Below are 19447 nucleotides of genomic sequence, written 5' to 3'. Positions count from 1 at the left end.
GCAGAATCGTCAACATAAGGCCGACCATCGGCGGTGGAGAACAGCATGTCCAACAGCTTCCTGAATCCGGTAACCACCCAGACCTGGGCCAACGGTCGACACATCGTCCGTTGCGTCAAAGTCATCCAGGAAACCTGGGATGTGCGCACCTTCTGCTTTATGGCCGACCAGCCGATCCTGTTCTTCTTTAAACCGGGGCAATTCGTCACCCTGGAGCTGGAAATCGAAGGCGTGCCGATCATGCGCTCCTACACCATTTCCAGCTCGCCGTCGGTGCCGTACAGCTTTTCGGTGACGATCAAACGCGTGCCGGGCGGCAAGGTATCGAACTGGCTGCACGACACCCTGCATGAAGGTCAGGAGCTGGCCGTGCACGGTCCGGTCGGGCTGTTCAACGCCATGGACTTCACCGCGCCGAAAGTGTTGTACCTCAGCGGCGGCGTCGGCATCACGCCGGTCATGTCGATGGCGCGCTGGTTCTACGACACCAACGGCAACGTCGACATGGTGTTTATTCACAGCGCCCGCTCGCCCAAGGACATCATTTATCACCGCGAGCTGGAACACATGGCGTCGCGGATCGATAACTTCAGCCTGCACTTGATCTGCGAGAAGCACGGTCTGGGTGAGCCGTGGGCGGGTTATCGCGGTTACTTGAATCATAAGATGCTCGAACTGATGTCCCCGGACTTCATGGAGCGCGAGGTGTTCTGCTGCGGCCCGACGCCGTACATGAACGCGGTCAAGCGCATGCTCGAAGCGGTCGGCTTCGACATGTCGCGTTATCACGAGGAATCCTTCGGCGCCACGCCACCGGAAGCCCGCGCCGATGCGGTGGAACAGGCCGAAATTGCTGCGGACGCGCCGGAAGTCGATCTGGCGGACCTGCATCAAGTCGAATTTATCTCGTCCGGCAAGAGCATTCGCGTGGCCCCAGGCGAAACCGTGCATGCGGCGGCTGCCAAGCTCGGCTTGCTGATTCCGAAGGCCTGCGGCATGGGCATTTGCGGCACGTGCAAGGTATTGAAGCTGGGCGGCGAGGTCGAGATGGACCACAACGGCGGGATTACCGAGGAAGACGAAGCCGAGGGCTACATCCTGTCGTGCTGCAGCGTGCCGAAGGGCGACGTGCGCATTGAATTCTAAGTAGCACCCATTCCTTGTGGGAGCGGGCTTGCTCGCGAAAGCAGTGGCTCAGTCAACATCACCGTTGAATGGCACACCGCTTTCGCGAGCAAGCCCGCTCCCACAGGTTCGGTGTTTTCAGTCGACAAACAGGTCTGGCATCAGCTTGTCGTTGGTGCCGGGTTCGAAGCGGTAATGCTCGAACTCGGTCACACCGTTTTCCCGCAGGATGTCCTCATCAATCAGCAACCGCCCGGTAATGCTGCGACCGCTGCTGTCCAGAATGACGTGGGCGGCATCCGCCATGATCGCTGGCGTTCGTGCGTGTTTGAAGGATTCCCGCGAGCCGAGCTGAAATTCGATGGCGGCGGTGGCAATCATCGTCTGCGGCCACAACGAGTTGACGCTGATCCCGTAGTTCTTGAACTCCTCGCTCATGCCCACCGTCAGCATGCTCATGCCGTACTTGGTCACGGTGTAGGGGCTGTATTGTGCGAACCACTGGGTCGCCAGATTCAACGGCGGCGACAGGTTGAGGATGTGGCCGCTGCTCTTTTTCAGGTAAGGCAGCGCGGCCTGGCTGCATAGGAGCACGGCGCGGGTGTTGATCTGGTGCATCAGGTCGAAGCGCTTGAGTTCGATGTGTTGCACCCCGGTCAACTTGATCGCCCCGGCATTGTTGATCAGCGCATCGATAGCGCCGAAATGTTCGTTGGCCTGGGCCAAGGCGTTACGCACCGCGACCTCATCGCGTACATCCACCTGTAAAGCCAGGGCCTTGCCGCCTGCGGCTTCAACTTCCTCGGCCACACTGAAAATCGTCCCCGGCAGCTTGGGATGGGGCTCGGCGCTTTTGGCGGCAATTACAATATTGGCCCCGTCCCGCGCGGCCCGCAGCGCGATCTCGCGGCCGATGCCACGGCTGGCGCCGGTGATGAACAGGGTTTTGCCTTGTAATGACATGCGTAAGCTCCTGATTGTTATTGTCTGAGCGAATCGAGTGGTTCGCAGGACAATGTAGACCAAGACGCTGTGGTGAGTGGTGAGTGAGCTTTTGTGGCGAGGGAGCAAGCTCCCTCGCCACAGGAAATCGGGTTGTTGCTCGAAGGGATCAGGCGGACATGACTTCGCGGATATCCGCCGCGAGTTCGCGCACACGGTCTTCTTCGGTGTCCCACGAGCACATGAAGCGGGCGCCGCCGTTGCCGATGAAGGTGTAGAACCGCCAGCCCTTGGCAGTCAGTGCGGCGATGGCCGGTTCCGACAGTTGCAGGAACACGCCGTTGGCCTGTACCGGGAACATCAGTTCCACGCCGGGGATGTCGCTGACCAGTTCCGCCAGCAGTTGCGCGCAATGGTTGGCGTGTTTGGCATATTTGAGCCAGGCGTCGTTTTCCAGGATCCCGACCCACGGCGCCGAGAGGAAGCGCATTTTCGAGGCGAGTTGCCCGGCCTGTTTGCAGCGGTAGTCGAAGTCTTCGGCCAGTTTGTGGTTGAAGAACAGGATCGCCTCACCCACCGCCATGCCGTTTTTCGTGCCGCCGAAGCACAACACATCGACGCCGGCCTTCCAGGTCAGGTCCGCCGGGGAGCAGCCGAGGAACGCACAAGCATTGGAGAACCGCGCGCCGTCCATGTGCAGGTTCAGGCCCAGCTCTTTGCAGGTGGCGCTGATGGCGCGGATTTCTTCCGGGGTGTAGACGCTGCCGACTTCAGTGGCCTGGGTCAGGGTCACGACGCGGGGTTTCGGGTAGTGGATGTCCTGGCGCTTGAGGGCGACTTCGCGGATCGATTCGGGGGTCAGCTTGCCGTTTTCGGTGCGGGCAATCAGCAGCTTGGAACCGTTGGAGAAGAATTCCGGCGCGCCGCATTCGTCGGTTTCGACGTGGGCGGTTTCCGAGCAGATCACGCTGTGGTAACTCTGGCACAGCGACGACAGGGCCAGCGAGTTGGCCGCGGTGCCGTTGAAGGCGAAGAACACTTCGCAGTCGGTTTCGAACAGTTTGCGGAAATCATCGGACGCGCGAGCGGTCCATTCATCGTCGCCGTAAGCGCGTTGGTGGCCGTGGTTGGCCTGTTCCATGGCAGCCCAGGCTTCAGGGCAGATACCGGAATAGTTGTCGCTGGCGAATTGTTGGCTCTTATCGGTCATGGCCCTGCTTTCCGTGGTCGAGACGCTTATGGTGAAGCGCCTCGTGGTCAATGATGGTGCGCACTGTACCGAAGATCATCCGGTGAGCACACGCGCTGTGTCGGACAGAAAAATACAAAGACGACGGGCAATTATGCACATGACGCAAAGGGATGGGGCACTGGATCTGCTCAAGTGGCTGGCGCTATTGAGCATGGTGCTCGATCACCTGCGATATGTCGGTTACTCCGCTGATCTGCTGTATGTGCCGGGACGTCTGGCGTTTCCGTGGTTCTGCCTGGCGATGGCGGTCAACCTGTCACGCCCCCGGACAGTGACGACCGACGGCCCGTGGCGATACCTGGGCTGGTTGCTGTTGTTTAGCGCCCTCAGTGAAATTCCGTATCGGATGTTTATTCCTGATCCCGACACTTTGAACGTCTTGCCTACGTTGGCGCTGGGGTTGCTGGTGGCCCGTGGCTGGCAGGACCGAAGCCTGCAATCGCGACTGATGGCGGTCGGCGCCCTGGTGCTGGCGGCGCTGTGCCCGCAGTGGTTGATGTTTGGTTTCTTCGGCGTCCTGCTGCCGCTGGCGATGTTGCTGGTGATCGGGCGGCCCTGGTATTTCAGCCTGTTGCCGGGGCTGGTGTGCCTGGCGGCGAATCAATGGGATGTGCTGTTTTACTCCGCGCAGATCGGTAACCGTGCAGCCGTCCTCGGCATTGCCGCTTGTCTGATTGCGCCATTGCTGGGGCTGCTCTTGTTGCGATATGCAAAGGGCATGCAGCCACCGCCGATGCGACGCTGGGCGTATGCGCTCTATCCCGCGCATTTTCTGCTGCTACTCGCAATACGTCAGGTCATCACCTGACCCCTGTGGGGGCGAGCTTGCTCGCGATAGCGGTGGGTCAGGCAACATCAATATTGGCTGTGCCGGCCTCATCGCGAGCAAGCTCGCTCCCACAGGGGATCCTGGCGGGTTCGAAGGTTGTGTCCGGTCAGCCATTTCTCCCCATGTCGTAAACGCACCTTTGCGTGGCGTCCGTAGGCATTTGGCCTGTCTGCGCCGGTCATACCATCGCATCAAAGGGCACTGTCGAAACACCGGTGCCTTACCGAGACGAATGGCGCATAGATGCCGCTGGGAGAGACGCGATGTTCAGCAAGCAAGACCAGATCAAGGGTTACGACGATGCACTGCTGGCGGCGATGAATGCCGAGGAGCAACGCCAGGAAGATCACATCGAGCTGATCGCGTCAGAGAACTACACCAGCAAACGCGTCATGGAAGCGCAAGGCAGCGGCCTGACCAACAAATACGCCGAAGGCTATCCGGGCAAGCGCTACTACGGTGGCTGCGAGCACGTCGATAAAGTCGAAGCGCTGGCCATCGAACGCGCCAAGCAACTGTTCGGTGCCGACTACGCCAACGTCCAGCCGCACTCCGGCTCTTCGGCCAACAGCGCTGTGTATCTGGCCCTGATCCAGCCGGGCGATACCATCCTCGGCATGAGCCTGGCCCACGGCGGCCACCTGACTCACGGCGCCAAAGTGTCGTCCTCGGGCAAGCTGTACAACGCCGTGCAGTACGGCATCGACACCAAGACCGGCCTGATCGATTACGACGAAGTCGAGCGCCTGGCCGTCGAGTGCAAGCCGAAGATGATCGTTGCCGGCTTCTCGGCTTACTCCAAGACCCTCGACTTCCCGCGTTTCCGTCAGATCGCCGACAAGGTCGGTGCGCTGCTATTCGTCGACATGGCTCACGTGGCCGGTCTGGTCGCTGCCGGCCTGTACCCGAACCCGCTGCCGTATGCCGACGTGGTCACCACCACCACCCACAAGACCCTGCGCGGTCCACGTGGCGGCCTGATCCTGTGCAAGTCCAACGAAGAAATTGAGAAGAAGCTCAACGCTGCCGTGTTCCCCGGCGCTCAGGGCGGCCCGCTGATGCACGTCATCGCCGGTAAAGCCGTGTGCTTCAAGGAAGCGCTGGAGCCTGGTTTCAAGGTTTACCAGCAACAAGTGATCGACAACGCCCAGGCCATGGCCGGCGTGTTTATCAAACGCGGCTACGATGTAGTGTCCGGCGGCACCGATAACCACCTGTTCCTGGTCAGCCTGATCCGTCAGGGCCTCACCGGCAAAGAGGCGGATGCAGCTCTCGGTCGCGCCCACATCACTGTCAACAAGAACGCTGTCCCGAACGATCCACAGTCGCCGTTCGTGACCTCCGGCCTGCGCATCGGCACCCCGGCGGTGACCACGCGCGGCTTCAAGGTGACCCAGTGCGTGGAACTGGCCGGCTGGATCTGCGACATCCTCGACAACCTCGGCGACGCCGATGTGGAAGCGAATGTTGCCCAGCAAGTGTCGGCCTTGTGCGCGGACTTCCCGGTTTATCGCTGAGCGCGGTTTTGGAGTAAATGACTATGCAACGCTACTCGGGCTTCGGCCTCTTCAAACACTCCCTCAGCCATCATGAAAACTGGCAGAAAATGTGGCGCACGCCGACCCCTAAAAAGGTCTATGACGTGGTCATCGTCGGCGGTGGCGGGCATGGTCTCGCCACGGCTTACTACCTGGCCAAAGAACACGGCATCACCAACGTGGCCGTGGTCGAGAAAGGCTGGCTGGGCGGCGGTAACACCGCGCGCAACACCACCATCGTTCGCTCCAACTACCTGTGGGACGAGTCGGCGCACCTGTACGAACACGCGATGAAACTGTGGGAAGGCCTGTCCCAGGACCTGAACTACAACGTGATGTTCTCCCAGCGCGGCGTTTACAACCTGTGCCACACGCTTCAAGACATTCGTGATTCCGAGCGCCGGGTCAGCGCCAACCGCCTCAACGGCGTGGACGGCGAGCTGCTCGATGCCAAGCAAGTGGCGGACGAGATCCCGTACCTCGACTGCTCCAAGAACACCCGCTATCCAGTGATGGGCGCAACCGTTCAGCGCCGTGGCGGCGTGGCCCGTCACGATGCCGTGGCCTGGGGCTTTGCCCGTGCCGCTGATGCACTTGGCGTGGACTTGATCCAGCAGACCGAAGTGATCGGCTTCCGCAAGGAAAATGGCGTGTGTATCGGTGTTGAAACCAACAAAGGCTTCATCGGCGCCAAGCGCGTTGGCGTGGTCACTGCCGGTAACTCCGGGCACATGGCCAAACTCGCCGGTTTCCGTCTGCCGATCGAATCCCACCCGCTGCAAGCGCTGGTGTCCGAGCCGATCAAACCGATTATCGACAGCGTGATCATGTCCAACGCCGTACACGGTTACATCAGCCAGTCCGACAAGGGCGACCTGGTGATCGGCGCCGGTATCGACGGCTACAACGGCTACGGCCAGCGTGGTTCGTACCCGGTGATCGAACACACCATCCAGGCCATCGTCGAGATGTTCCCGGTGCTGTCCCGCGTGCGCATGAACCGGCAGTGGGGCGGCATCGTCGACACCACACCGGATGCGTGCCCGATCATTTCGAAAACCCCGGTCCCGAACATGTTCTTCAACTGCGGTTGGGGCACCGGTGGCTTCAAGGCCACACCTGGCTCGGGCAACGTGTTTGCCGCGAGCCTGGCCAAGGGTGAAATGCACCCATTGGCTGCACCTTTCTCCATCGACCGTTTCCACAACGGTGCGTTGATCGACGAACACGGCGCTGCTGCGGTTGCCCACTAACAGGAGAAATCCCCATGTTGCATATCTTCTGTCCTCACTGCGGCGAGTTGCGCTCCGAAGAGGAATTCCACGCATCCGGCCAGGCGCACATCCCGCGTCCACTGGATCCGAACACCTGCACCGACGAGGAGTGGGGCGACTACATGTTCTTCCGCGACAACCCTCGCGGTCTGCACCACGAGCTGTGGGATCACGTCGCCGGTTGCCGTCAGTACTTCAATGCCACCCGCGATACCGTGACCTACGAGATTCTCGAGACCTACAAGATCGGCACCAAGCCACAATTCACCGACAAGACCGATAGCTCGAAAGCGGCTACGACGGCTCTGGGAGAGAAGGTATGAGCCAGATCAATCGCCTGTCCAACGGTGGACGGATCGACCGCAACAAAGTGCTGAGCTTCACCTTCAACGGCCAGGTCTACAAAGGCTTTGAAGGCGATTCGCTGGCCGCTGCCCTGTTAGCCAACGGTGTCGACATTATCGGTCGCAGCTTCAAGTATTCCCGTCCGCGCGGCATCTTCGCTGCCGGTGCCGAAGAGCCGAACGCCGTGCTGCAGATCGGCGCGACCGAAGCCACCCAGATTCCGAACGTGCGCGCCACGCAACAAGCGCTGTATCAAGGCCTGGTCGCCACCAGCACCAACGGCTGGCCGAGCGTGAACAACGACATGATGGGGATTCTCGGCAAGGTCGGCGGCAAGCTGATGCCGCCGGGCTTCTACTACAAAACCTTCATGTACCCGCAATCGTTCTGGATGACCTACGAGAAGTACATTCGTAAGGCCGCCGGCCTTGGCCGTTCGCCGACTGAGAACGATCCGGACACCTACGACTACATGAACCAGCACTGCGACGTGCTGATCGTCGGCGGTGGCCCTGCTGGCCTGGCTGCAGCACTGGCGGCTGCCCGTAGCGGCGCCCGTGTAATCCTCGCCGATGAACAGGAAGAGTTCGGCGGCAGTCTGCTCGATTCCCGCGAAAGCCTCGACGGCAAGTCTGCGGCCGAATGGGTCGCCAGCGTCATCGCTGAATTGAAAGACACGCCGGACGTGCTGCTGTTGCCGCGCGCCACGGTCAACGGTTACCACGACCATAACTTCCTGACCATTCACGAACGCCTCACCGATCACCTCGGCGACCGCGCCCCGATTGGCCAGGTGCGTCAGCGTATCCACCGGGTTCGCGCCAAACGTGTGGTGCTGGCGACCGGCGCTCACGAGCGTCCACTGGTTTACGGCAACAACGACGTGCCGGGCAACATGCTCGCCGGCGCTGTCTCGACTTACGTGCGCCGTTACGGCGTGGCACCAGGCAAGAAACTGGTGCTGTCGACCAACAACGATCACGCGTACCGCGTGGCCCTGGATTGGCTCGACGCCAGCCTGCAGGTGGTGGCCATCGCTGACGCCCGCAGCAACCCGCGTGGTGCGCTGGTGGAAGAGGCACGTGCCAAAGGCATTCGCATCCTGACCGGCAGCGCCGTGATCGAGGCCCGTGGCAGCAAGCACGTGACCGCCGCTCGCGTTGCCGCGATCGATGTCAAAGCACACGCGGTGACCAGCCCTGGCGAGTGGCTTGATTGCGATTTGATCGCCAGCTCCGGCGGTTACAGCCCGGTGGTTCACCTGGCTTCGCACTTGGGCGGCAAGCCGATCTGGCGGGAAGACATCCTTGGTTTCGTACCGGGCGAGGCACCGCAGAAACGCGTATGCGTCGGTGGCATCAACGGCGTCTACGGCCTCGGCGATTCGTTGGCCGATGGTTTTGAAGGCGGCGCTCGCGCAGCCAGCGAAGCCGGTTTCAGTGTGGTCGAAGGCACACTGCCGAAAGCCCTGAGCCGTCTCGAAGAACCTACGTTGGCGCTGTTTCAGGTGCCGCACGAAAAAGGCACCTCACGCGGACCGAAGCAGTTCGTCGATCTGCAAAATGACGTCACCGCCGCCGCCATCGAACTGGCGACCCGCGAAGGTTTCGAGTCGGTCGAGCACGTCAAACGCTACACCGCATTGGGCTTCGGCACGGACCAGGGCAAGCTCGGCAACGTCAATGGCCTGGCCATCGCCGCCCGTTCGCTGAACGTGACCATCCCGCAGATGGGCACCACCATGTTCCGTCCGAACTACACGCCGGTAACCTTTGGCGCCGTGGCCGGTCGTCACTGTGGGCACATCTTCGAACCTGTCCGTCACACCGCGTTGCATCACTGGCACGTGAAAAACGGCGCCGAGTTTGAAGACGTTGGTCAGTGGAAGCGTCCTTGGTACTTCCCGAAAAACGGTGAAGACATTCACACCGCCGTGAAACGCGAATGCAAAGCCGTGCGCGACAGCGTCGGCCTGCTGGACGCCTCGACCCTGGGCAAGATCGACATCCAGGGCCCGGACACCCGCGAGTTCCTCAACCGCATCTACACCAACGCCTGGACCAAGCTCGACGTGGGCAAGGCCCGTTACGGCCTGATGTGCAAAGAAGATGGCATGGTCTTCGACGACGGCGTCACCGCTTGTCTGGCCGACAACCATTTCGTGATGACCACCACCACCGGCGGCGCTGCACGCGTGCTGCAATGGCTGGAAATCTACCACCAGACCGAATGGCCAGACCTGAAGGTTTACTTCACGTCCGTGACGGATCACTGGGCAACCATGACCCTATCCGGGCCGAACAGCCGCAAGCTGCTCAGCGAAGTGACCGACGCCGATCTGAGCAACGAAGCGTTCCCGTTCATGACCTGGAAAGAAGCGCTGGTCGGCGGTGTGCCGGCGCGGATTTTCCGGATTTCGTTTACCGGTGAGCTGTCGTACGAAGTCAACGTGCAAGCCGACTACGCGATGGGTGTGCTGGAGAAAATCGTCGAGGCCGGCAAGCAGTACAACCTGACGCCCTATGGCACCGAAACCATGCACATCCTGCGGGCGGAGAAGGGCTTCATCATCGTCGGTCAGGACACCGACGGCTCGATGACCCCGGACGACCTGAACATGGGCTGGTGTGTCGGTCGCACCAAACCGTTCTCGTGGATCGGCTGGCGCGGCATGAATCGCGAAGACTGTGTGCGTGATCAACGCAAACAGTTGGTGGGCCTGAAGCCGATCGATCCGACCAAATGGCTGCCGGAAGGTGCGCAACTGGTGTTCAACACCAAGCAGACGATCCCGATGACGATGGTCGGTCACGTCACTTCCAGCTACCTGCACAACTCCCTGGGCTATTCGTTTGCCATGGGCGTGGTGAAGGGCGGATTGAAGCGCATCGGTGAGCGGGTGTTCGCACCGCTGGCGGATGGCAGCGTGATCGAGGCGGAAATCGTTTCTTCGGTGTTCTTCGATCCGAAGGGTGATCGCCAGAACATCTAACACCACAGTACCTGTGGGAGCGTGGCTTGCCCGCGATGGCGTCAGACCAGACAACATCAATGGTGACTGATCCATCGCTATCGCGGGCAAGCCCGCTCCCACAGGGATACGAATTCAGGAACAGGTGCTTTATGACCGCAGCCAATGTGTACCAACAACGCCCAACCACCGGGGCCAAAGCCGAGTCGTCGCTGCATCATGCCGACCTCGCCGGCCTGGTGGGCAAGGGCCGCAAAAGCGCCGGCGTGATCGTGCGTGAGAAAAAACTCCTCGGCCACCTGACCATTCGTGGCGATGGCCACGATGCTGCGTTCGCCGCTGGCGTGCACAAGGCCCTCGGGATCGAGCTACCGGCAGCGCTGACCGTCGTCGTCAAAGGCGAAACCAGCCTGCAATGGATGGGGCCGGATGAATGGCTGCTGATCGTGCCGACCGGTGAAGAATTCGCCGCCGAGCAAAAACTGCGTGAAGCGCTGGGCGATCTGCACATCGCGATCACCAACGTCAGCGGCGGCCAGCAGCTCCTCGAACTGAGCGGCCCGAACGTGCGCCAGGTGCTGATGAAATCCACCAGCTACGACGTGCACCCCAACAGCTTCCCGGTGGGCAAGGCCGTGGGCACCGTGTTTGCCAAGTCGCAACTGGTGATCCGCCACACCGCCGAAGACACCTGGGAACTGCTGATCCGTCGCAGCTTCTCGGATTACTGGTGGTTGTGGTTGCAGGATGCGGCGGCCGAATATGGCCTCAGCGTTCAGGCTTAGGAATGAGCCGGGTTGGCCCTGATATTTGGGGTTGACCTGAGATCGACCCCTCACCCCAACCCTCTCCCCAAGGGGAGAGGGGGAAAGGGAGCAGATCTCTGTCGTTTTTAAAACCTGAGTTCACCTCGATGTTTCAGGTCGATGTAGCGCTAAGAGCAACTCGGTCAGTCCCCTCGCCCCTTTGGGGAGAGGGTTAGGGTGAGGGGTGGATTTCCCTGACACCCAGCACAATGAACAGGAGTCACCGCACTATGAGCCGCGCCCCAGACACATGGATTCTGACCGCCGACTGCCCCAGCGTCCTCGGCACCGTGGACGCGGTGACCCGCTTTCTGTTCGAGCAGGGCTGCTACGTCACCGAGCACCACTCCTTCGATGACCGGCTCTCGGGCCGTTTCTTCATTCGCGTGGAATTCCGCCAGCCCGATGGCTTCGACGAACAAGCTTTCCGCGCTGGATTGGCGGAACGCGGTCAAGCCTTCGGCATGGTCTTCGAGCTGACCGAGCCGAACTACCGGCCAAAAGTGGTGATCATGGTCTCGAAGGCCGATCACTGCCTCAACGATTTGCTCTACCGCCAGCGTATCGGCCAATTGTCGATGGACGTCGCCGCTGTGGTCTCCAACCACCCGGACCTCAAGCCGTTGGCCGACTGGCACCAGATTCCGTACTACCACTTCCCGCTGGACCCGAACGACAAGCCGTCGCAAGAGCGTCAGGTCTGGCAGGTGATCGAAGAGTCCGGTGCCGAACTGGTGATTCTTGCCCGCTACATGCAAGTCCTGTCGCCGGAGCTGTGCCGCAAACTCGACGGCAAGGCGATCAACATCCATCACTCCCTGCTGCCGGGTTTCAAGGGCGCCAAGCCTTATCACCAAGCCTACAACAAGGGCGTGAAACTGGTCGGCGCCACGGCGCACTACATCAACAACGACCTCGACGAAGGCCCGATCATCGCCCAGGGCGTCGAGGCCGTGGACCACAGTCATTACCCGGAAGATCTGATCGCCAAAGGCCGGGATATCGAAGGGCTGACCCTGGCTCGGGCGGTGGGTTATCACATTGAACGACGGGTGTTCTTGAACGCCAATCGCACCGTCGTTCTTTAGATCGCCATCGCGGGCAAGCCCGCTCCCACAGTGGACTGAGGTATGCCGCAGATCTGTGATCGACACAAAAACCTGTGGGAGCGGGCTTGCCCGCGATGAGGCCCTGACAGACGACGCAAAAAGACACAAGCAATAACCCGAGCAATCAACGCGCCGCCGATCCATGGCGACGCGACCGCTACATAAAAACAACAGCGAGGTGAAAGCATGTCTGGCAATCGTGGTGTGGTGTATCTCGGCAATGGCAAAGTCGAAATACAGAAAATCGACTATCCGAAAATGCAGGACCCGCGCGGCAGGAAGATTAATCACGCTGTCATCCTGCGCGTGGTTTCCACCAACATCTGTGGTTCCGACCAGCACATGGTGCGCGGTCGTACTACCGCTCAGACCGGTCTGGTGCTGGGCCACGAGATCACTGGCGAAGTGATCGAGAAGGGCAGCGACGTCGAAAACCTGCAAATCGGCGACTTGGTATCCGTTCCGTTCAACGTGGCTTGCGGGCGCTGCCGTTCCTGCAAAGAGATGCACACCGGCGTTTGCCTGAGCGTTAACCCGGCGCGTCCGGGTGGTGCTTACGGTTATGTCGACATGGGCGACTGGACCGGCGGCCAGGCTGAATACGCGATGGTGCCGTACGCCGACTTCAACCTGCTGAAATTGCCTGATCGTGATCGCGCGATGGAAAAAATCCGCGACCTGACCTGCCTTTCCGACATCTTGCCTACCGGTTACCACGGCGCAGTCACCGCTGGCGTTGGCCCGGGCAGCACCGTGTACATCGCCGGTGCCGGTCCTGTCGGCCTGGCCGCTGCCGCTTCCGCTCGCCTGTTGGGCGCGGCGGTGGTGATCATCGGTGACGTCAACACCGTCCGCCTGGCACACGCCAAGGCTCAGGGTTTCGAAATCGCCGACCTGTCCCTCGACACCCCGCTGCACGAACAAATCGCTGCACTGCTGGGCGAGCCAGAAGTGGATTGCGCCGTCGACGCCGTAGGCTTCGAAGCGCGCGGCCACGGCCATGACGGCGTGAAACACGAGGCTCCGGCCACCGTGCTCAACTCGCTGATGGGCGTAGTGCGGGTAGCCGGCAAAATCGGTATCCCGGGCCTGTACGTGACTGAAGATCCAGGTGCCGTCGATGCCGCCGCAAAAATGGGCAGCCTAAGCATTCGCTTCGGCCTGGGCTGGGCCAAATCCCACAGCTTCCACACCGGCCAGACGCCCGTGATGAAGTACAACCGCCAGCTGATGCAGGCAATCATGTGGGACCGCATTCATATCGCCGACATCGTTGGTGTGGAAGTCATCAGCCTGGATGACGCACCACGTGGGTATGGCGAGTTCGATGCGGGTGTGCCGAAGAAGTTTGTGATTGATCCGCATAAGTTGTTCAGCGCGGCGTAAGCGTTACGCAAGACGGGAGAAGGGCGACAGTGATGTCGCCCTTTTTTATTGATTGCTGATGGTGAATGAGCACTCGCTGATGGATTTCGTACAGTGATTTGCTTTGTCCCAGGCTCCAGAGGCTGGTTTCCAACCGGTCACGTTATCGAGAACCATCGCTATTTTTCCGTAACGACAGCTCATTTGACTGACGGTTACGGAGAGGCCGTCTTCGCCTTCATCTTCGGTGATGTAGGTCGCGCTTTCGAAGCCGAAAGAGGGCGCTTCGGGCAGCCAGTATTCACCTTCCCAGATCCGTCCCGACTTGTCTTTTGCGGTAAAAACGTTACCTGCCTGTTTGAAAGTTGACGGCTCAGGACAGGTGTCTGCGTAGGCGAAGTTGCTGATGGTCAGAATCGCAAAGGTGCTCGCAATAATAGTTGTGCGCAAAACGCTCTCCTTGTTTGTGTCCAATGTCCATGCTGCAGGCTAGAAATATTGAGTGCTTTGGTGGTGTGCATTTATATGCAAACAAATAAGCACAGGATCTCGGAAACTAACTCTAGTTAACGGGTTTTGTGTTCCTGACTATTTGAATGTTTGTCGCGTAGTACCGACCGTTATCACCTGCGACGATGTCATACGTTACGGTATCCCCTGCAACTGGGCGTGGATCTCCAGGATTGAGGCAAAAAATCAGCAATGAATTATCTGAATCTATATCAAGGTTTTTTGAAGGCGAAGAAGAGTCGCTAATGGCGACGTCATCGCATTTGGCCGGTTGTCTCTCCATCGCTTTATCTCCGTTAGAAATGGCCCACGCTGGGCAGCACAGGCCTTATTGAATACTCATGCATCGAACCGGTCTTATTTCAAATCGGCGTCACTTCTTCGGCCTGCATGCCTTTTTGCCCTTTCGCGGCCACAAAAGTGACCTTCTGCCCCTCTTTAAGGGATTTGAAACCGTCACTTTTTATTGCTTTGAAGTGCACAAAAAGGTCATCGCCTCCATCCTCTGGAGTAATAAACCCAAAACCCTTCTCATCATTGAACCATTTGACCGTGCCTGTTTGTACGTTAGCCATGTTGATCTTCCCGCATATTAAGAACGAAGTGGCGTGAGCAATTGTGTAATCTGCACACTCCCAATTGCAGTATTGCGACTAAAAGACTAAGTAAACTATGGGTAGGTAGCAACTGTCAGATCTGACAGATTTTTATGTCGGTTTGGTGTAATGGATACATTTTTTATAGCCGGGGAATATTCGTTGTTTCCAACGCACATTTATCGCGTAAGCGGGATAAAATGCCTGCCCCATCGAGGAACAATGCCACCTAAACCCCGGTCAAACCGGCAGTTTTCCCGTCCGCTCTCGGGCGGCTCTCACGGCACAAGAGGATGTCTGGATGAAGATTTCACGCAGTTTTGCACTGGCCTCTCTGATGACCCTCGCGGCCAGCCCGGTCTTCGCCGGTTTCAGCCTGGACGATGTGACCAAAGCGGCCTCGAGCATGCAGGGTGGTAATGCGGCCACTGCCGCCGCACCCACGCAGGAAACCGCCGGGCTGCTCGGCGCGCTGACTTCGCAGTTGAACGTTAAACCTGAGCAAGCCGTCGGTGGCACCGCAGCGATGTTAGGGCTGGCAAAGAATCAATTGAGCTCGACTGATTACTCGCAACTGGCCAAAAGCGTACCGGGCCTGGACAAGCTGTCAGGCGGCGGTGAACTGGGCGCTCTCGCGGGTTTGCTCGGCTCGTCCGGCAAGTCGGCCGGTCTGGAGAACGCGCTGGGCAATGTGAAGAACACCAGCGACCTGAACAGCGCGTTCGGCGCTCTGGGCATGGACGGCAGCATGGTCGGCCAGTTTGCCCCGGTGCTCCTCAAGTACCTCGGCGATCAGGGCGTGGGCGGTCCGTTGCTGGAAAGCCTGGGCGGGATCTGGGGTGCCGGCACCGGTAGTTGATTCAACGGCGCTCGGCGCGCAATGCGTCGATGCGTTGATCCTTCTCGATCCAGAGCTGGTTGACCCAGTTCTGGATCGTTTCGCGAAACACCGGATCGTTCTCGTAATCACCCTGCCACAACGCCGGGTCGAGTTCGCGGGTCTTGATGTCGATGATGATCCTCGGCACGTTGCCGCTGATCAAATCCCAGAATCCCGGAATTTTCTGCTGCGGATACACCACCGTGACATCGAGCACAGCGTCCAGCTGTTCGCCCATTGCCGCGAGCACAAACGCCACGCCGCCGGCCTTGGGCTTGAGCAGGTGAGTGAAGGGTGACTGCTGCTGAGTGCTTTTCGCTGCGGTGTATCGGGTGCCTTCCAGGTAATTGACCACGGTCACCCGCTGACGCTTGTACAACTCGCACGCCGCTTTGGTGATGTCCAGATCCTTGCCGGCCAACTCAGGGTGCCTGGCCAGAAATGCCTTGGTGTAGCGCTTCATGAACGGGTAATCCAAGGCCCACCACGCCAGCCCCAGGAATGGCACCCAGATCAGTTCCTTCTTGAGGAAGAACTTGAAGAACGGCGTGCGGCGGTTGAGTGTCTGGATCAGCGCCGGGATATCGACCCAGGATTGATGGTTGCTGATCACCAGGTACGAGGTGTCGCGGCGTAGGTCATCGCCGCCGCGGATATCCCATTGGGTGGGGATGCATAACATGAAGATCAGCTTGTCGATCTCGGCCCAGGTTTCGGCGATCCACATCACCGCCCAGGAGGCGTAGTCGCGAAAACGCCCGGGCAGGATCAGTTTGAGCAGGGCAAACACCATCAGCGGCCCGAACAGGACCAGGGTGTTGAGCAACAACAGCAGGGTAACGAAACAGCCGGTGAGCAGGCGGCGCATAAGTAACTCTTGAAAGCCTTTGGGCGCGCCATGATATGCAGCTTCGCGCGGCAGGCCAAATCGGCGGTGACGAATGTTTCACTTTTACATCGTTATGCTTGAGTGAATTTGAATCTGTCAGCATTTTTGGTGACTGATCTGGCCTCTTCGCGGGCAAGCCCGCTCCCACAGTAGATTAGGGTGTACTCAAGGTTTGTGAACGACACGAAACCCTGTGGGAGCGTGGCTTGCCCGCGATGCGATTTCAAGAGCGAACGAATTGCTCACTGACGGTCTAAAATTCCGCTGCCCACTCCTTATGGATGCCCATTACGTGAAATCCCTCCTTGCACTGCTTTCCCTCGTGGCCCTGCCAGTCCTGGCCGCCGAGCCGACGCTGTACGGGCGTTACGAATACATTGCGCTGCCGGAAATCGGCGGCGAAGTGCTCAAGGCCAAAATGGACACCGGTGCCCTGACGGCATCACTGTCGGCCAAGGACATCGAAACCTTCACCCGCGACGGGGACGAGTGGGTACGTTTCCGCCTCGCCACCAAAGACGCGAGCAACAAGGTCTACGAACACAAGGTCGCGCGGATCAGCAAGATCAAGACACGCTCCGAAGAAGACGAGGATGACAAGGAAGCCATCGAGCCCACCAAACGCCCGGTGGTCGATCTGGAGCTGTGCCTGGGCAACGTCAAGCGCACCGTCGAGGTCAACCTCACCGACCGCAGCAGCTTCAACTATCCGCTGTTGATCGGGGCCAAGGCCTTGCGTGAATTCGGCGCGGCGGTCAACCCGGCGCGGCGTTTCACGGCCGACAAACCCGACTGCTGATTGACGGAACGAGAGGCTTGGGGCACCGTTCGCCCACTTAACTGCCGGGCTCGGACGCCATGCCTCATATCCTGATTGTCGAAGACGAAGCGGCGATTGCCGACACCCTGATATTCGCGCTGCAGGGCGAGGGGTTCACCACCACCTGGTTGAGCCTCGGCGCGGCGGCGCTGGAGCATCAGCGCCAGACCCCGGCCGACCTGATCATTCTCGACATCGGCCTGCCGGACATCAGCGGCTTCGAGACCTGCAAGCAACTGCGGCGTTTCAGCGACGTGCCGGTGATCTTCCTCAGCGCCCGTGATGCGGAAATCGACCGCGTCGTGGGCCTGGAAATCGGTGCCGACGACTACGTGGTCAAGCCGTTCAGTCCCCGGGAAGTCGCGGCGCGGGTCCGGGCGATTCTCAAGCGAATGGCGCCGCGACTGGTGGCCGACGTCTCATCGGCGTTGTTTCGTGTCGACAGCGAACGCGTGCAGATCAGCTATCGCAATCAGCCCTTGAGCCTCACCCGGCACGAATTCCGTCTGCTGCAGTGCCTGCTGGAACAACCCGAACGCGTCTTCAGCCGCGAGCAATTGCTCGATGCGCTGGGGGTCGCCGCCGATGCCGGTTACGAGCGCAGCATCGACAGCCACATCAAAAGCGTGCGCGCCAAATTGCGTCTGGTGAAGGCCGACGCCGAACCGATCCACACCCATCGCGGCCTCGGTTACAGTTACAGCCCGGGGCACAGCTGATGCCATTGGGGATCCGGATTTTCCTGGTCTACGTGCTGTTTATCGGCCTGACCGGTTACTTCGTGCTCAATACCGTGATGGAAGAAATTCGCCCCGGCGTGCGTCAGTCCACGGAAGAAACCCTGGTCGACACCGCCAACCTGATGGCCGAAATCCTGCGTGATGATTTCAAGGCCGGCACCCTCAACCAGAACCGCTGGCCCGAACTGCTCAAGGCCTACGGCGAACGGCAGCCGAAGGCAAGCATCTGGGGCTTGCCAAAGAATCAGGTCAACCACCGCATCTACGTCACCGACGCCAAAGGCATCGTCGTGCTGGATTCCAGTGGCGCGGCGATGGGGCAGGATTACTCGCGCTGGAACGACGTCTACCTGACGCTACGCGGTGAATACGGCGCACGTTCCACCCGCAGCGATCCCAACGATGCGACCTCTTCGGTGATGCACGTCGGCGCGCCGATTCGCGACAACGGCCGGATCATCGGCGTGGTCACCGTGGCCAAGCCCAACAGTTCGTTGCAGCCTTACGTTGATCGCACCGAACGTCGATTACTCGTCTATGGCGCCGGACTGATCGGCCTGGGCCTGCTGTTCGGCGCGCTGTTGTCGTGGTGGTTGAGCGCGGCCCTGCGGCGGTTGACGGCTTATGCACAGGCCGTCAGCGAAGGGCGTCGCGTCGAGGTGCCGCATTATCGTGGCGGGGAGCTGGAGCAACTGGCCACGGCGGTGGAGCAGATGCGAACGCAGCTGGAAGGCAAAGCCTACGTCGAGCGTTATGTGCACACCCTGACCCATGAATTGAAAAGCCCATTGGCGGCGATTCGCGGTGCAGCGGAGTTGCTGCAAGGTGAAATGCCGTTGGCTCAGCAGCAGCGTTTCGTCAGTAACATCGACAGCGAAAGTGTGCGGATGCAGCAGTTGATTGAGCGGTTGCTGAACCTGGCCCAGGTTGAACAGCGTCAAGGGCTGGAAGAGCGGGTGGCGGTGCCGTTGGCGGGTTTGGTGAATGAATTGCTCATCGCCCAGGCTGCGCGGATCGAAAGCAAGCAGTTGCATGTGGAACAGCTGATTGCGCCGGATATCACCCTGCATGGCGAGCCGTTTCTGTTGCGTCAGGCGTTGGGGAATCTGCTGGAGAATGCTTTGGATTTCACTGCGCCTCAGGGCTTGCTGCGGTTCAGCGCCGAGAGGGTCGGTGAGCAGATCGAGTTCAAGTTGTTCAACCAGGCCGAGGCGATTCCCGACTATGCGTTGCCGCGTTTGAGCGAGCGTTTTTACTCGCTGCCGCGCCCGGACAGTGGGCGCAAGAGCACCGGGTTAGGGCTTAACTTTGTGGAAGAAGTGGTCAAGTTACATGGCGGGGCATTGAGCGTCGGCAATGTCGAGGGTGGTGTTGAAGTCAGGTTGCGCCTGGCTTAGGACCGAGTTGCGATTGGGTCGGCCCAGTCTCCACATAATCTACATATTGCCCCCATAAA

At 59.8% G+C, this 19447-nt stretch carries 18 protein-coding genes; 13 read left to right on the top strand and 5 right to left on the bottom strand.

The window, feature by feature from the left end:
- Window positions 1-45 precede the first annotated feature (45 nt).
- On the top strand, window positions 46-1146 hold the full coding sequence (gbcB, locus tag K0F88_RS25065; protein WP_109635434.1) for a glycine-betaine demethylase subunit GbcB: 1101 nt from the start codon (window positions 46-48) through the stop codon (window positions 1144-1146).
- Between the two features lie 117 nt (window positions 1147-1263).
- On the opposite strand, the gene K0F88_RS25060 is transcribed toward gbcB, so the two are convergent.
- Both K0F88_RS25060 and K0F88_RS25055 read right to left on the bottom strand, forming a co-directional pair.
- On the bottom strand, window positions 1264-2088 hold the full coding sequence (locus K0F88_RS25060) for an NAD(P)-dependent oxidoreductase (protein ID WP_219097003.1): 825 nt from the start codon (window positions 2086-2088) through the stop codon (window positions 1264-1266).
- Between the two features lie 148 nt (window positions 2089-2236).
- On the bottom strand, window positions 2237-3277 hold the full coding sequence (locus K0F88_RS25055; RefSeq protein WP_219097002.1) for a low specificity L-threonine aldolase: 1041 nt from the start codon (window positions 3275-3277) through the stop codon (window positions 2237-2239).
- 133 nt (window positions 3278-3410) lie between these two features.
- Here K0F88_RS25055 and K0F88_RS25050 point away from each other — a divergent pair, with 133 nt between their 5' ends.
- The 8 genes from K0F88_RS25050 (at window position 3411) to fdhA (ending at window position 13577) form a co-directional block, all read left to right on the top strand.
- Window positions 3411-4127 carry a TraX family protein gene (locus K0F88_RS25050; protein ID WP_219097001.1) on the top strand — a complete coding sequence of 239 codons (717 nt, stop codon included), beginning with the start codon at window positions 3411-3413 and terminating at the stop codon, window positions 4125-4127.
- 284 nt (window positions 4128-4411) lie between these two features.
- The gene (gene glyA, locus K0F88_RS25045; RefSeq protein WP_219097000.1) at window positions 4412-5665 is read left to right on the top strand and encodes a serine hydroxymethyltransferase; all 1254 of its coding nucleotides are present in this window, start codon (window positions 4412-4414) and stop codon (window positions 5663-5665) included.
- 23 nt (window positions 5666-5688) lie between these two features.
- Window positions 5689-6939 (top strand): sarcosine oxidase subunit beta, encoded by a 1251-nt coding sequence (locus K0F88_RS25040; RefSeq protein ID WP_007947735.1) that lies wholly within the window; start codon window positions 5689-5691, stop codon window positions 6937-6939.
- A 14-nt stretch (window positions 6940-6953) separates the two neighbouring features.
- The gene (locus K0F88_RS25035; RefSeq protein ID WP_219096998.1) at window positions 6954-7283 is read left to right on the top strand and encodes a sarcosine oxidase subunit delta; all 330 of its coding nucleotides are present in this window, start codon (window positions 6954-6956) and stop codon (window positions 7281-7283) included.
- On the top strand, window positions 7280-10297 hold the full coding sequence (locus tag K0F88_RS25030) for a sarcosine oxidase subunit alpha (RefSeq protein WP_219096996.1): 3018 nt from the start codon (window positions 7280-7282) through the stop codon (window positions 10295-10297). Before K0F88_RS25035 ends, K0F88_RS25030 begins: the two co-directional genes overlap by 4 nt.
- 131 nt (window positions 10298-10428) lie before the next feature.
- A complete protein-coding gene (locus K0F88_RS25025) occupies window positions 10429-11061 on the top strand; it encodes a sarcosine oxidase subunit gamma (RefSeq protein WP_219096994.1) in 633 nt (210 codons plus the stop codon).
- A 251-nt stretch (window positions 11062-11312) separates the two neighbouring features.
- Window positions 11313-12170: a formyltetrahydrofolate deformylase gene (gene purU / locus K0F88_RS25020; protein ID WP_109635419.1), complete on the top strand. Its 858-nt coding sequence runs from the start codon at window positions 11313-11315 to the stop codon at window positions 12168-12170.
- 207 nt (window positions 12171-12377) lie between these two features.
- Window positions 12378-13577 carry a formaldehyde dehydrogenase, glutathione-independent gene (fdhA, locus tag K0F88_RS25015; RefSeq protein ID WP_007947729.1) on the top strand — a complete coding sequence of 400 codons (1200 nt, stop codon included), beginning with the start codon at window positions 12378-12380 and terminating at the stop codon, window positions 13575-13577.
- Between the two features lie 45 nt (window positions 13578-13622).
- On the opposite strand, the gene K0F88_RS25010 is transcribed toward fdhA, so the two are convergent.
- Together K0F88_RS25010 and K0F88_RS25005 are read right to left on the bottom strand one after the other, a co-directional pair.
- On the bottom strand, window positions 13623-14006 hold the full coding sequence (locus K0F88_RS25010) for a DUF3757 domain-containing protein (RefSeq protein WP_219096986.1): 384 nt from the start codon (window positions 14004-14006) through the stop codon (window positions 13623-13625).
- A gap of 422 nt (window positions 14007-14428) precedes the next feature.
- A complete protein-coding gene (locus K0F88_RS25005; RefSeq protein WP_219096985.1) occupies window positions 14429-14641 on the bottom strand; it encodes a cold-shock protein in 213 nt (70 codons plus the stop codon).
- 322 nt (window positions 14642-14963) lie between these two features.
- Between K0F88_RS25005 and K0F88_RS25000 the strand changes: the two genes are divergently transcribed.
- A complete protein-coding gene (locus K0F88_RS25000; protein WP_094470293.1) occupies window positions 14964-15521 on the top strand; it encodes a DUF2780 domain-containing protein in 558 nt (185 codons plus the stop codon).
- Between the two features lies 1 nt (window position 15522).
- On the opposite strand, the gene K0F88_RS24995 is transcribed toward K0F88_RS25000, so the two are convergent.
- A complete protein-coding gene (locus K0F88_RS24995) occupies window positions 15523-16410 on the bottom strand; it encodes an acyltransferase (protein ID WP_219096983.1) in 888 nt (295 codons plus the stop codon).
- A 313-nt stretch (window positions 16411-16723) separates the two neighbouring features.
- Between K0F88_RS24995 and K0F88_RS24990 the strand changes: the two genes are divergently transcribed.
- Genes K0F88_RS24990 through creC form a run of 3 tightly spaced genes read left to right on the top strand, consistent with a single transcriptional unit; the run spans window position 16724 to window position 19388 of the window.
- Window positions 16724-17230 carry an ATP-dependent zinc protease gene (locus K0F88_RS24990; protein ID WP_176457736.1) on the top strand — a complete coding sequence of 169 codons (507 nt, stop codon included), beginning with the start codon at window positions 16724-16726 and terminating at the stop codon, window positions 17228-17230.
- A gap of 59 nt (window positions 17231-17289) precedes the next feature.
- Complete coding sequence (creB, locus tag K0F88_RS24985; RefSeq protein WP_219096981.1) at window positions 17290-17970, top strand: two-component system response regulator CreB; 681 nt, start codon at window positions 17290-17292, stop codon at window positions 17968-17970.
- Window positions 17970-19388, top strand: coding sequence for a two-component system sensor histidine kinase CreC (gene creC, locus K0F88_RS24980; RefSeq protein WP_219096979.1), 1419 nt, complete (start codon window positions 17970-17972; stop codon window positions 19386-19388). The genes creB and creC overlap by 1 nt, the downstream gene beginning before the upstream one ends.
- Window positions 19389-19447: the final 59 nt, after the last annotated feature.

It is taken from the genome of Pseudomonas sp. UMAB-40, from assembly GCF_900095275.1.
GTDB classification, from domain to species: domain Bacteria; phylum Pseudomonadota; class Gammaproteobacteria; order Pseudomonadales; family Pseudomonadaceae; genus Aquipseudomonas; species Aquipseudomonas mandelii_B.
The sequence above is the reverse complement of the archived record's forward strand: the minus strand, read 5'-3'. Positions and strand labels throughout refer to the sequence as shown.

Coding starts and splice junctions, on each gene's coding strand:
- gbcB (WP_109635434.1), top strand. CDS start 46: ATGTCCAACAGCTTCCTGAATCCGGTAACCACCCAGACCTGGGCCAAC.
- fdhA (WP_007947729.1), top strand. CDS start 12,378: ATGTCTGGCAATCGTGGTGTGGTGTATCTCGGCAATGGCAAAGTCGAA.
- K0F88_RS25055 (WP_219097002.1), bottom strand. CDS start 3,277: ATGACCGATAAGAGCCAACAATTCGCCAGCGACAACTATTCCGGTATC.
- K0F88_RS25040 (WP_007947735.1), top strand. CDS start 5,689: ATGCAACGCTACTCGGGCTTCGGCCTCTTCAAACACTCCCTCAGCCAT.
- K0F88_RS25025 (WP_219096994.1), top strand. CDS start 10,429: ATGACCGCAGCCAATGTGTACCAACAACGCCCAACCACCGGGGCCAAA.
- purU (WP_109635419.1), top strand. CDS start 11,313: ATGAGCCGCGCCCCAGACACATGGATTCTGACCGCCGACTGCCCCAGC.
- K0F88_RS25005 (WP_219096985.1), bottom strand. CDS start 14,641: ATGGCTAACGTACAAACAGGCACGGTCAAATGGTTCAATGATGAGAAG.
- K0F88_RS25060 (WP_219097003.1), bottom strand. CDS start 2,088: ATGTCATTACAAGGCAAAACCCTGTTCATCACCGGCGCCAGCCGTGGC.
- K0F88_RS25000 (WP_094470293.1), top strand. CDS start 14,964: ATGAAGATTTCACGCAGTTTTGCACTGGCCTCTCTGATGACCCTCGCG.
- creB (WP_219096981.1), top strand. CDS start 17,290: ATGCCTCATATCCTGATTGTCGAAGACGAAGCGGCGATTGCCGACACC.
- K0F88_RS25035 (WP_219096998.1), top strand. CDS start 6,954: ATGTTGCATATCTTCTGTCCTCACTGCGGCGAGTTGCGCTCCGAAGAG.
- creC (WP_219096979.1), top strand. CDS start 17,970: ATGCCATTGGGGATCCGGATTTTCCTGGTCTACGTGCTGTTTATCGGC.
- K0F88_RS24995 (WP_219096983.1), bottom strand. CDS start 16,410: ATGCGCCGCCTGCTCACCGGCTGTTTCGTTACCCTGCTGTTGTTGCTC.
- K0F88_RS25030 (WP_219096996.1), top strand. CDS start 7,280: ATGAGCCAGATCAATCGCCTGTCCAACGGTGGACGGATCGACCGCAAC.
- K0F88_RS25050 (WP_219097001.1), top strand. CDS start 3,411: ATGCACATGACGCAAAGGGATGGGGCACTGGATCTGCTCAAGTGGCTG.
- glyA (WP_219097000.1), top strand. CDS start 4,412: ATGTTCAGCAAGCAAGACCAGATCAAGGGTTACGACGATGCACTGCTG.